Origin of the sequence: Tissierella creatinophila DSM 6911 (genome assembly GCF_001940565.1) — a bacterium.
Taxonomy (GTDB): Bacteria; Bacillota; Clostridia; order Tissierellales; family Tissierellaceae; genus Tissierella_A; species Tissierella_A creatinophila.
Genome location: NZ_LTDM01000004.1, coordinates 56,893 through 68,952 on the forward strand (window position 1 = coordinate 56,893; position 12,060 = coordinate 68,952).

The 12,060-nt window shown below is 30.7% G+C and carries 11 protein-coding genes; 4 read left to right on the plus strand and 7 right to left on the minus strand.

Going from position 1 to position 12,060, the window contains the following annotated elements; all coding sequences use genetic code 11:
- Window positions 1-67 precede the first annotated feature (67 nt).
- Window positions 68-1,177 (minus strand): tRNA 2-thiouridine(34) synthase MnmA, encoded by a 1,110-nt coding sequence (mnmA, locus tag TICRE_RS01745; protein ID WP_075724514.1) that lies wholly within the window; start codon window positions 1,175-1,177, stop codon window positions 68-70.
- 107 nt (window positions 1,178-1,284) lie between these two features.
- Entirely contained in the window at window positions 1,285-1,878 is a 594-nt protein-coding gene (locus tag TICRE_RS01750) for a LysM peptidoglycan-binding domain-containing protein (protein ID WP_198927456.1), read from the minus strand.
- A 186-nt stretch (window positions 1,879-2,064) separates the two neighbouring features.
- Between TICRE_RS01750 and TICRE_RS01755 the strand changes: the two genes are divergently transcribed.
- From TICRE_RS01755 to TICRE_RS01765, 3 genes are all read left to right on the plus strand, one after another.
- Window positions 2,065-2,841: a J domain-containing protein gene (locus TICRE_RS01755; protein ID WP_075724516.1), complete on the plus strand. Its 777-nt coding sequence runs from the start codon at window positions 2,065-2,067 to the stop codon at window positions 2,839-2,841.
- A gap of 220 nt (window positions 2,842-3,061) precedes the next feature.
- Window positions 3,062-4,279, plus strand: coding sequence for a peptidase T (gene pepT, locus TICRE_RS01760; RefSeq protein ID WP_075724518.1), 1,218 nt, complete (start codon window positions 3,062-3,064; stop codon window positions 4,277-4,279).
- A gap of 22 nt (window positions 4,280-4,301) precedes the next feature.
- Window positions 4,302-5,750 carry an aminoacyl-histidine dipeptidase gene (locus TICRE_RS01765; RefSeq protein WP_075724520.1) on the plus strand — a complete coding sequence of 483 codons (1,449 nt, stop codon included), beginning with the start codon at window positions 4,302-4,304 and terminating at the stop codon, window positions 5,748-5,750.
- A 147-nt stretch (window positions 5,751-5,897) separates the two neighbouring features.
- Here TICRE_RS01765 and sufU read toward each other — a convergent pair whose 3' ends face one another.
- The 5 genes from sufU to sufC are packed head-to-tail and all read right to left on the minus strand — an operon-like array spanning window position 5,898 to window position 10,787.
- Window positions 5,898-6,323: a Fe-S cluster assembly sulfur transfer protein SufU gene (sufU, locus tag TICRE_RS01770; protein ID WP_075724522.1), complete on the minus strand. Its 426-nt coding sequence runs from the start codon at window positions 6,321-6,323 to the stop codon at window positions 5,898-5,900.
- The gene (locus TICRE_RS01775; protein WP_075724524.1) at window positions 6,313-7,551 is read right to left on the minus strand and encodes a cysteine desulfurase; all 1,239 of its coding nucleotides are present in this window, start codon (window positions 7,549-7,551) and stop codon (window positions 6,313-6,315) included. The genes sufU and TICRE_RS01775 overlap by 11 nt, the downstream gene beginning before the upstream one ends.
- Window positions 7,544-8,605, minus strand: a complete 1,062-nt coding sequence (gene sufD, locus TICRE_RS01780; RefSeq protein ID WP_075724526.1) for a Fe-S cluster assembly protein SufD — start codon at window positions 8,603-8,605, stop codon at window positions 7,544-7,546. The genes TICRE_RS01775 and sufD overlap by 8 nt, the downstream gene beginning before the upstream one ends.
- Before the next feature lie 10 nt (window positions 8,606-8,615).
- Window positions 8,616-10,022 carry a Fe-S cluster assembly protein SufB gene (gene sufB / locus TICRE_RS01785; RefSeq protein WP_075724528.1) on the minus strand — a complete coding sequence of 469 codons (1,407 nt, stop codon included), beginning with the start codon at window positions 10,020-10,022 and terminating at the stop codon, window positions 8,616-8,618.
- Between the two features lie 12 nt (window positions 10,023-10,034).
- Window positions 10,035-10,787: a Fe-S cluster assembly ATPase SufC gene (gene sufC / locus TICRE_RS01790; protein ID WP_075724530.1), complete on the minus strand. Its 753-nt coding sequence runs from the start codon at window positions 10,785-10,787 to the stop codon at window positions 10,035-10,037.
- A 205-nt stretch (window positions 10,788-10,992) separates the two neighbouring features.
- Here sufC and TICRE_RS01795 point away from each other — a divergent pair, with 205 nt between their 5' ends.
- Entirely contained in the window at window positions 10,993-12,051 is a 1,059-nt protein-coding gene (locus tag TICRE_RS01795) for a glucose-1-phosphate thymidylyltransferase (protein ID WP_075724532.1), read from the plus strand.
- The last annotated feature ends 9 nt before the right edge of the window (window positions 12,052-12,060 follow it).

Sequence of the window (12,060 nt, forward strand, 5' to 3'; positions counted from 1 at the left end):
CATAAATTAAATCATATAAAATGCACCCATTAAGCTTAGGATAACTTAATGGGTGCATTTATTATTTCTAGTTATTTAAATATCTATATTTTTCTTCGAGAGGTTCTATTTTCTTTATAATGCAGCTTCCAAGGCAAGCTTCATCTTGATATATAACGGCTATCTGCCCAGGGGTTATAGCCTTAACTGGATTATCAAATTTTATAATTATTTCCCCATCACCATTTTTATCAACTGTAACAGGAATATCTTTTTGCCTATATCTAAATTTAGCAGTACATTTAAAAGGCATTTGAGGATCTTTTTCTAAAATCCATTTAGGAGATTCTCCTATTAAAGAAGTAGAATATAGTGCCGGGTTTTCCTCTCCTTGAGCTACATATAGTATGTTTTTATTTAAGTCTTTACCTACTACAAACCAAGGTTCACCGCTTCCAACCCCTCCTATGCCAATTCCTCTTCTTTGTCCTAGAGTATAGTGAATAAGACCTGTGTGAGTTCCTACCTTTTTACCATATAAGTCTAAGATATCACCTTCTTTAGTAAGTAGATATTTATCTAAAAACTCATCAAAATCTCTCTCGCCTATAAAGCAAATCCCTGTAGAATCTTTTTTTGTAGCAGTATATAAATTATGTTTTTCGGCTATTTTTCTAACTTCACTTTTGTCTAAATCGCCAATTGGAAATAAGGTTTTAGAAAGTGCTCTTTGATTTATTCTAGATAGAAAATAAGATTGATCTTTATTTTCATCTCTTCCTCTTAATAGATAATAACCGTCATCTCTTTTTTCTACTTGTGCGTAATGACCCATGGCTATATAGTCTGCTTCTAAATTTAGTGCATAATCTAAAAATGCGTTAAATTTTATCTCTTGATTACACATTACATCTGGATTTGGAGTCCTTCCTTTTTTGTACTCATCTAAAAAGTAAGTAAATACTCTATCCCAATATTCTTTTTCAAAATTTATAGTATAAAATGGAATATCTAATTCAACCGCAACTCTTCTGGCATCATCTGCATCTACGCTTGCTGTGCATACTCCGTCTTCATCTTTCTCATCCCAGTTTTTCATAAAAAGTCCTATTACATCATATCCTTGTTCTTTAAGTAAAAGTGCTGCAACTGAAGAATCTACTCCACCACTCATACCAAGTATTACTCTTTTTTTCATAAGATTCCCCTTCTTTATAAAATTTTTCTTCTTATGTATTATATACTAATTCCACTATTTTTAAAAGGATTAAGGGCAAAAATATAAACCCCTAAAAGGGGTCTATATTATTTATTAGGAATACAAACCACTTGACCTATTTGAAGACTATTAGGATTTACACCAGGGTTTGCCTTTATAATAGATTCTACGCTAACATTATATCTACTTGCCAAGATATAGAATGTTTCTCCAGAAGTTATTGTATGTGGGAAAGTTCCAACTGGACACTTACCAGGCTGTGGGATGCCACAATTTACTCCAAGTGCAGTCCAAGTTTTAACTCCTACAATACCATCTTGAACAAGACCTTTACTTTTTTGGAAAGCCATAACTGCAGCCTTAGTATTTGGTCCAAATATTCCATCTATAGCTCCAGGGTTAAAACCTTGTGCTCTAAGCCTAGTTTGTAAGTCTGTTACAGAAGGACCTCTGGCTCCTTGAGCAAGTGTTGGACATGGATGAACAGGTCCAGGTCCTGGTGTACTTGAAGGTATACATATTACTTGACCTATAAAAAGTCTATTTGGATCTATTCCTGGGTTTGCTTTTAAAAGAGCATCTAGAGAGATTCCTTCTCTTTTGGCGATTGAATAAAAAGTATCACCTTGTTTTACTATATAAGGGGTGGTTCCCATTGGACAATGATTATTATTTGACATTATTATTCCTCCTCTTTTTTTAGTGCTTTGGTTATATTCTATTCATTGAATTAAAAAATGTTCTAATATTTTTATACTATTTAAGAACGTTTAAATATGAACTATTGCAGTTTAGTCTAAATAATGTTAAAGTATTGTTAGATTTAGTTTTTTAGAGAGGGAGATTAACTTTTATGGGTGAAAATAATGAATAAATTTTTTGGAGAGATAATATATTATTTTGCAAAATTACTTGAGATTTTATTTGATGGAGTTATAGCTATTACAGAAGTAATTGTAAATCTTGTAAAGGGATTAGCTAAAGGATTTCTAGCTCTTATAAGTATGGGTGGATGTTTAATTATATTTTTACTTGCAGGGCCTCTTGGACTATTTATACTTTTTAATCCGATATTTATTTTAATTGTTGTCTCAACTATAATTATAATAGTAGGTGGAACAAAACTTATCTCATATTTAAAATATAGAAAATACATGGTAACAGAATTTTTATTTGACTCGGCAGAGTATTATAGAAAAGGTAGAGAAAAGACATTTAAATCATTTGATGAATATGGTACTAAATATAAGAATATGGAAGAAGAAAAAAGAAGAAAAGAGTGGAAAAAAAAGCAAGAAGATCAACAAAGAGAGTGGGAGGAAAGGTTTAGACAGTGGAATGAGTATCAAAGGCAAGGTGGAGGTTTTAACCAGGGAGGATATAATCAAGGCGGATATGGTGGAGGAAACTATCAAAATCCGAGTATAGAGTTTAAGAAAAAATATGAAGAAAGCATAAAACTCTTAGGGCTTTCTAACGATGCTGATACATATCAAATAAAACTAGCCTATAGAAAAAAAGCTAAAGAGTACCATCCAGATATAAATAAAGCAGAAAACGCAACAGCAATGTTTCAAAAGATAAATGAAGCATATGAATTTTTAAACGAATCTAATATAGAAAGATATGAAACACTAAAATAGTCATCTTAAGATGACTGCTTTAGTGTTATTTCTTTTTATCCTATTGATTATACTAGAAAAGTTTATCCAATATAAGTTTTCTTTATTATAATAACTCTTGGGTATATATAAAGATATACCTTTATGTAGATACTCTTAGTAAGGGTATAAATAAGTATATATTAAGATATGATGCTTAGTATAAATATTCTATTAACTTAAACAAAGAAAGGATGTTTAAATGGAAAATATAGTAGAAAGATTTAAAAGATATATAAGTATGGATACAAAGTCTGATGAGAAAAGTCAAACAGTCCCAAGTACAAAAGGACAATTAGAACTTGGGAAAATTTTAAAAAATGAGCTAGAAGAATTTGGTTTAACTGATGTAAAGATGGATAAAGGTGGATATATATATGCTACTTTAAAATCCAATATGGATAAAAAAGTTCCAACTATAGGATTTATAGCTCATATGGATACTAGTCCTGATGCTGATGGAAAATGTGTTAATCCACAAATCTTCACTTATAATGGTGGAGATATAAAGTTAAATGATGAATATAGTATAACTCAAAAAGAGTTTCCATTTATAAAGGAACTAGTAGGAAAAGAACTTATCACAACAGATGGAACAACACTCCTTGGTGCAGATGATAAGGCTGGACTTGCAGCTATTATGGATGCAGTAGAGTATCTTGTAAACAATAAAGACATAAAGCATGGAGATATAAAAATAGGATTTACTCCAGATGAAGAAATAGGAAGAGGAGCAGACCTATTTGATGTAGAAGGATTTGGGGCAGATTTTGCATATACAGTAGATGGAGGACCCTTAGGAGAACTTCAATATGAAAACTTTAATGCAGCAAATGTAAATATAGACATTCAAGGAAAGAATGTACACCCAGGAACTGCTAAAGATATAATGATAAATTCTTTGATAGTAGGTTTAGAATTAGAGAATATGCTTCCAGTAAGTCAAAAACCAGAATATACTCAGATGTATGAAGGGTTCTTTTTATTAACTGAGATGAATGGTACTGTAAATAGCACGAATATGAAATATATAATAAGAGATCACTCTATGGAAGAATTTACTAAGAAAAAAGAACTTATTCAAAAGGTAGTAGGATTTTTAAATGAAAAATATGGAAATATAATAAATATTGATATAAAAGATAGTTATTATAATATGAAAGAAGAAATAGAACCTCATATGGAGATAATAGCCTTAGCTAAAAAGTCTATGGAAGATTTAGGGATAGAACCTATCATCCAACCTATAAGAGGAGGCACTGATGGGGCAAGACTTTCATATATGGGGATGCCTACGCCCAACATATTTACAGGGGGATATAACTTTCATGGAAGATTTGAATTTATCCCAACTGAATCTATGCACTTAGCATCAAAGACTATTGTAAAAATCATAGAAAACAATGCTAAAGATAATTAAGTTTAATGAAAGGAAGATTTAAATGGATAAACTAAAAGGATTAAAACCAGATAGAGTATTTTATTATTTTGAGGAGATAAGTAAAATTCCTAGATGTTCATATGAAGAAAGAAAGATAAGTAATTATTTAAAGAGCATGGGAGAAAAACTAGGTCTTGAAACTATTCAAGATGAAATGATGAATATAATAATAAGAAAACCTGCATCTAAAGGTTATGAAAATTCCTCTGGAGTAATAATTCAAGGTCATATGGATATGGTGTGTGAAAAAGAAGAAGGGAGTACTCATAACTTTCAAAAGGATCCCATTGACTTAATAGTAGAAGGGGACTTTATAAAAGCGGATAAAACTACCCTTGGTGCAGATAATGGAATAGCTTTAGCTATGGGTCTTGCCATTTTAGAAGATGAATCTTTAGAACATCCTAGTTTAGAACTTCTAGTAACTACTGCAGAAGAGATAGGTATGGATGGTGCTCTTGGACTATCTGATAGTGTATTAAGGGGAAAAAGATTATTTAATGTTGATTCAGAAGAGGAAGGTATATTAACTACAGGTTCTGCTGGTGGAGAACTTGTAGATGTAAGACTTCCTGCTAAGCATGAAGATGTAGATAATCTAGTAGAGTTTTCTATAGAGGTAAGAGGTCTATTGGGAGGACACTCGGGTATGGAAATAGATAAGGGAAGGTTAAATGCTCATAAAATCTTGACAAAAGTTTTAAGACAGCTAAAAGATGAGGTAAATTATTATCTTGTTTCTTTTAAAGGAGGAAATAAAGACAACTCAATCCCTAGAACTAGTATAGCGCATGTGGCAGTTAAAGAAGATGAGATAAAAGAGTTTAAAGAAAGATTAGAAAAGCTTAAAGAGGAGATAATACAAGAAAATAAAGAAGAAGAAAAAGATATTTGTATAGAAGAAAAAGAAAAAGGAAAAGTATCTGAAGTTTTAAGTAAAAGTACAAGGGATAATCTATTGGAGCTCTTAAATGATATACCTACGGGAGTTTATACTAGGCTTAAAGAAGATAATTCTATAGTTGAAAGTTCAAGCAATCTTGCTATAGTAAACTTAGATAAAGAAAAGTTCGTGATACAAACATCAACTAGAAGTTCAAACCCAGATGTACTATTAGATTTAAGAAAAGAAATAACTGATGCAGCTAAAAATCATAATGCAGAATATAATATAAGCAATGAATATCCAGAATGGGAGTTTAGAGAAAAGTCAGAACTACGAGATACAGCGATTAGAGTATATAAAGAAGTAACAGGTAAAGAAATGGAAACTACTGTTATCCATGCAGGACTTGAATCAGGGGTATTTGCTAAAAAATATCCAGATATTGATATAATATCCTTTGGACCAAATATGAAAGATGTTCATACTCCAGAAGAAAAGCTTAGTATTTCATCAGCTGCGAGAACATTTGAATATTTAAAGGCACTTTTAAAGGCTTTGAAATAAAAATAATAAAGGTAGTAGGAAATTTTAGTTCCTACTACCTCTTTAAATGTTTTCTTTAGTTTTTTATTATCCCAAGCACAGCAGAAAGATTCAAGTTTAAATTGGATAAGTAAAGGAAGAGTCCTCGCTAGGCTCAAAATTAGATAATTAATAATTTTTTAATGCTTGTTTTAAAGTATGCCAAGGCAGTACTGCACATTTTACTCTAGCAGGCATATTTGAAATATTTTGAAAAGCTATAGCTTCTTCTAATTTCTCAATTTCTTCATCACTAGCATCTTTTTGTATCATCCTTAAAAATATATCGGCTAAATCTAGGGCCTCTTTTATAGTAATATCCTTTACCAAATCTATCATAATAGAAGTAGAAGCCTGAGATATAGCACATCCATAACCTTTAAACTTAGCATCTTTTATCATTTGATCTTCTAATATAAACTCTATATTTAAATCATCTCCACAACTTGGATTGTATCCTCTTTCTGAAACTGTAGGATTTTCTAAATCACCTTTATTGTGAGAACTTCTATTGTGTTCCATAATTATTTCTGAATATAAAGAATTAAGATCCATAACCTAACCACTTCCTTACATTTTTAATAGCATATAAAAATTTATCTGCATCTTCTAGAGTATTATATAGATAAAAGCTTACTCTAGATGTACTAGGAACACCCATATAGTGCATAAGAGGCTGGGCACAGTGATGACCTGACCTTATAGCGATTCCATAAGAATCAAGGATGGTAGCTGTATCATGAGGATGAACATCTTTTATTGTAAATGATATGATTCCACCTCTATTTTCCATATCAAGAGGGCCTTGTATATCTAGATAGGAAATATTCATCATCTTTTCTAGTGTATATTGAGTAAGCACCTCTTCGTGTAATTTTATATTCTCAATACCTATATTTTCTAGATAGTTGATAGCCTCTAAAAGCCCAGCAGCTCCTTCTACATTTTGAGTGCCTGCTTCAAACTTAAAGGGAAGGGGAGCAAAGCTTGAATCTTGTTCTGATACATATTCTATCATATCTCCCCCAAGAAGGAAGGGAGGCATACTTTCTAAAATTTCTTTCTTTCCATAAAGGACACCTATACCCATAGGTCCTAACATCTTATGAGCTGAAAATACTAAAAAGTCAGCATCTAAATCTTTTACATCTATTTTTATATGAGGTACACTTTGAGCTCCATCTACTATTACTTTAGTTCCCATATTGTGGGCATACTTTATTATTTCCTTTAAAGGATGAATCGTTCCAAGTACATTAGACATTCCTTCTATACTTAAGAGTTTAGTTTTTTTCGTAATCTTTTTATATACTTCTTCCATAGGAAGTCTGCCATCTTTATCAAGATATAAATATTTTAAAATAGCATCTTTTTCTTTAGCTATTCTTTGCCAAGGAAGTATATTACTATGATGAGATGAAATAGTTATAACTATTTCATCTCCTTTTTCAATAAATTCTCTTCCGTAAGACTGGGCTATTAAATTTAAAGACTCAGTAGTATTTCTAGTAAATATTATTTCTTCTGTTGAATGGGCATTTATAAAGCTTTTTACTTTTTCTTTTGCATCGTCATAAATTTTAGTAGACTCTACACTTAATATATGTGCACCTCTATGAGGGTTAGCATGTGAAAATCTATTATAATCATTTATTTTTTCTATAACACTTGTGGGCTTTTGTGTAGTAGCGGCATTATCAAGGTAGACTATTTGTTTATCATTTACAACTCTTTCTAATATAGGAAAGTCTTTTTTTATTCTAGCTACATCTAAACTATCCATGGATAAGTCTCCTTTCAATATCGATGTTTATCTCAGATCTCAAATCCTCAAAAGGAATTTTATCTATTATTGGTTTAAAAGAAGATTCTACTATTAGTTTTTTAGCTTCTTTTTCACTTAATCCTCGGCTCATAATATAAAACAATTTAGACTTATCAATTTGTCCTGCACTTACTGCATGTTCTCCTTCTACATTATCTTCTTCACATAAAAGGGCTGGTATAGAGTCTGACTTTGAAGTAGGGGAGAGTAGAAGTACATTTTCAAGTTCAACACCTTTAGAACTTCTAGATCCTCTTTTAAAATCTAAATTACCTCTAAATACTTTTCTAGCATTATCTAAAAGAGCACCTCTTGTTTCGATATTGCTTTGACTTCTGATACCCTTATGAATCATAGTATATTCTAAATCAAGCTTCATCTCTTTATCTCCTAAGTATATAGAAGATAGGTTTGAATAACTTTTCTCTTCTTCTAGAATACTTGTATAGTTAAAACCTGTAAGTTTAGATCCAAGTTCTATAGATACAAAGTTTACTTTGGCTTCACTTTCTACACGAGAAAAGTTAGAGTCAAAGTTTAAGGTTTTAGAATTAAGCCTTTGAAGTTTTATGATATTTACTACAGAACCTTTCTCTGCAAATATATTTGTAAACCCATTATGAAATCCTTCTACATTATCTATACTTTTATAATCTATAACAATAGTTATTTCACTATTTTCTTTAGCATATATATTGTTAAAATCTACTAAATGATTGTTTTTTTCATCTAAATAAAAGTCCAATCTTATAGGTTCTTTTATCTTTAAATCTTTTGGTATATGTAAATCTATACCAGCGTTATAGTTTTTCTTTACATTTAAGATAAATTCTGTTCCAACTCCAGTGAAATTATCCTCGATTTTAGGAGAAGGAAGAGAAGTAATATCTGTAACCATATTTAAAGAAACTTCTTTTTTAGCTCCTTCTTCAAAACTTAAATATTTTTTATTGTATTTTACTATCTTTGGAAATTCAAAATCTTTTAATCCTATTCTTTTCCATGAAGTCATCTTCTCACCCCTAACCTATTGTTCCTTCAAGTTCTATATTAATTAAATTATTTAATTCTATAGCATATTCAAGTGGTAGTTCTTTAGTAATAGGCTCAACAAATCCTCTTACTATCATAGCTTTTGCTTCTTGTTCATCTATTCCTCGGCTCATAAGATAAAAGATTGCCTCATCACTTATTCTGCCTATTTTAGCTTCATGACCTATATCTATATTATCATTATTTAGAACAATTATTGGAAGAGTATCCGACTTAGAATCATTATCAAGCATTAAAGATTCACAAGATACAGTTGATTTACAATCATAAGCACCCTTAGTTACTTTTAAAAGACCTCTATAAAATGCATAACCACCATTTTTTGATATAGATTTAGAGTTTACAGTAGAAGTAGTGCGAGGTGCTGCGTGAACTACTTTTGTACCAGTATCTAGATGTTGTCCTTTGGATGCAAATGTAATCCCTGTAAATTCAGATCTTGCACCTTCTCCTGCCAATATACTCATAGGATATAACATAGAAACCTTTGAACCAAATGAACCTGAAACCCATTCTATAGTTCCATTTTTTTCAACTATTGCTCTTTTAGTATTTAAATTGTACATGTTCCTGGACCAGTTTTCTATAGTACTATATCTAAGTGTTGCATCTTCTTTTATAAATAGTTCAACACATCCTGCATGAAGATTATTTACTTTATATTGAGGTGCAGAACATCCTTCTATAAAATGAAGTTTAGCACCTTTTTCTACTATTATAAGAGTATGTTCAAATTGCCCTGCTCCTGGAGCATTTAGCCTAAAATATGATTGAAGAGGTATATCTACATCTACCCCTTTTGGAACATAGACAAAAGAACCTCCAGACCAAACTGCACCATGAAGAGCTGCAAATTTATGATCATCTGGAGTAATAAGTTTCATAAAATATTCTTTTACAATTTCCTCATGCTCATGTAGAGCCTTATCCATATCCATATAGATAATTCCTTGATCTACTAATTCTTTTCTAATATTATGATATACAACTTCACTATCGTACTGAGCCCCAACTCCTGCAAGAGATTTTCTTTCAGCTTCAGGTAGACCAAGCCTTTCAAATGTATCTTTTATCTCTTCAGGTACATCTTCCCACGAATGAGACTGCTTAGTATTAGGTTTTATATAGGTTGTGATATCATCCATATCCAAATCTGACAGGTCAACTGCCCACTCTGGCATAGGCTTACTATTATATATATTTAATGATTTCAATCTGAAATCTAACATCCACTTGGGTTCATTCTTTTTACTTGAAATTTCCTTTATGATTTCAGGTGTAAGTCCCTTTTGAGATTTATAGATAGAATTGTCTTTATCTTTAATATCATAGATTGTCCTATTTATATCTTTTATATAAGTTTTTTTGTTTTTCATGTTTTATCACCTCTATTTTAAATATTTTTTTCTTATCTCTTCATATCCATTTTCATCTATTTCTTTAGCAAGTTCCATTCCACCTGTTTTTATAATCTTTCCATCCATAAGGATATGAATGTAGTCTGGAGCTAAATATTCTAGAAGTTTATTGTAGTGAGTTATAACTACAATAGAACGTTCTTTATCTTTAAACTTTTTAACCCCTTGAGCAACTATTCTAATGGCATCTACATCTAAACCTGAGTCTGTCTCATCTAAGATAGCAATCTTAGGTTCTAGTATAGACATTTGAAGAATTTCATTTTTCTTTTTTTCTCCTCCAGAAAAGCCAAGATTTAAATATCTTGTCGCATAGCTTTCATCCATCTCTAGAGCTTCCATTTTTTCTTTTAAAAGTTTTTTAAATGGAAGTATTCTTTGCATTTCTCCCCAAGTTTTAGTTTTAGCGGTTCTTAAAAACTCTTCTACAGTCACTCCATCAACCTCTTCAGGATATTGAAAGGATAAAAACATACCCTTTATTGCTCTTTTATCTGCACTCAAGTCTTTAAGTGATTCACCTTCTAAGTTGATTTCTCCGTTTGTAACTTTGTATAGGGGATGACCCATTAGTGTATAGGCAAGAGTAGACTTACCGCTACCATTTGGACCCATTATTATATGAGTCTCTCCTTTACCAACTTCAAGGTTTACTCCTTTTAAAATCTCTTTATCATCTATATTTACTTTTAGATTATTTATATTAAAAAAATGTTCTCCCATTAATAATTCTCCTTTATATATAATGTTAATAATGATAATCATTATCATTTGATAACTACATTATATAATAAGAATAAATAAAAGTAAACTAAAGAAGGGTAATAGCTCTAAAAAGTACAAGAGATAATTTTTCATATTTAAAAAATCAACAAAATACCTGTTATGAATATACTATATAAATGTATACACAAATTGGAGGGATAAAATGAAAGGACTAATTCTTTGTGGGGGCAAAGGTACTAGATTACGACCTATTACAGACTCTATACCCAAACCATTAATTCCGATAGCAAATAGACCTTTAATCTTTTATACAATAGATTTATTAATAAAATCAGGAATAAAAGAGATTGGTATAATAGTTAATGAAAAAAATAAGGAACTATTTGAAAAGAGTTTAAACAATAAATTTGATGCAAATTTTCATTATATTATTCAGAAAGAATCTAAAGGTATAGCCCATGCACTATTACAAGCTGAAGAGTTTTTAGATAAAGAGAAGTTTATAATGATACTTGGAGATAACTCTTTTCAGGTAGATTTAGAAAAGACTATTGATGATTTTATAACAAGTAAAAGTAATTGTAAACTTTTGTTAAAGCAAGTAGAAAATCCCGAAAGATTTGGGGTGGCATATATAGGTGATGATAAGATTATCAATGTAGAAGAAAAACCAAAAACATCTTTTAGTGATTTAGCCATAACCGGAATATATGGATTTGATCATAATATTTTTAATGCTTGCAGGGAAATCAAACCTTCTAAAAGAGGTGAATATGAAATAACTGATGCTATAAGATGGATGATTCAAAAGGGATATTATGTGAAATATGAAATATTAAATGGATATTGGAAGGATGTTGGTAGGCACCAAGATATGGTTGAGGAAAATATATATAGACTTAGCTCTATGGATGAAGATATAAAAGGGCATGTGGAAAATTCATCTATTTCAGGAAGAGTAATTCTTGATGAAAGTGCAGTAATATATAATAGTGTAGTTAGAGGACCAATAGTGGTAGGAGCAAATACTACTATTAAAAACTCTTATATAGGTCCATATACTTCCATAGGTAAAAGAGTGAATATCGATAAAGCAAATATAGAGGCTTCAATTATATTAGACTCTTGTTATATTTCTTCTGTAGAAACACCTATTGATTCTTCTATAATAGGTGAAGGGAGCATCGTTTCAAAGGAAAATGGATTAAAAAAAGTAAATAGATTAGTAACTGGCAAAAATAGTAGAATTTATCTTAAATAAGGGGTTAGA

Excerpts from the sequence above, each read along its gene's own strand:
- sufB (WP_075724528.1), bottom strand. The coding sequence starts at position 10,022 with ATGAAAAACAAAAAAACTTATATAAAAGATATAAATAGGACAATCTAT.
- TICRE_RS01775 (WP_075724524.1), bottom strand. The coding sequence starts at position 7,551 with ATGGATAGTTTAGATGTAGCTAGAATAAAAAAAGACTTTCCTATATTA.
- TICRE_RS01755 (WP_075724516.1), top strand. The coding sequence starts at position 2,065 with ATGAATAAATTTTTTGGAGAGATAATATATTATTTTGCAAAATTACTT.
- TICRE_RS01750 (WP_198927456.1), bottom strand. The coding sequence starts at position 1,878 with ATGTCAAATAATAATCATTGTCCAATGGGAACCACCCCTTATATAGTA.
- mnmA (WP_075724514.1), bottom strand. The coding sequence starts at position 1,177 with ATGAAAAAAAGAGTAATACTTGGTATGAGTGGTGGAGTAGATTCTTCA.
- pepT (WP_075724518.1), top strand. The coding sequence starts at position 3,062 with ATGGAAAATATAGTAGAAAGATTTAAAAGATATATAAGTATGGATACA.
- TICRE_RS01795 (WP_075724532.1), top strand. The coding sequence starts at position 10,993 with ATGAAAGGACTAATTCTTTGTGGGGGCAAAGGTACTAGATTACGACCT.
- sufD (WP_075724526.1), bottom strand. The coding sequence starts at position 8,605 with ATGACTTCATGGAAAAGAATAGGATTAAAAGATTTTGAATTTCCAAAG.
- sufU (WP_075724522.1), bottom strand. The coding sequence starts at position 6,323 with ATGGATCTTAATTCTTTATATTCAGAAATAATTATGGAACACAATAGA.
- sufC (WP_075724530.1), bottom strand. The coding sequence starts at position 10,787 with ATGGGAGAACATTTTTTTAATATAAATAATCTAAAAGTAAATATAGAT.
- TICRE_RS01765 (WP_075724520.1), top strand. The coding sequence starts at position 4,302 with ATGGATAAACTAAAAGGATTAAAACCAGATAGAGTATTTTATTATTTT.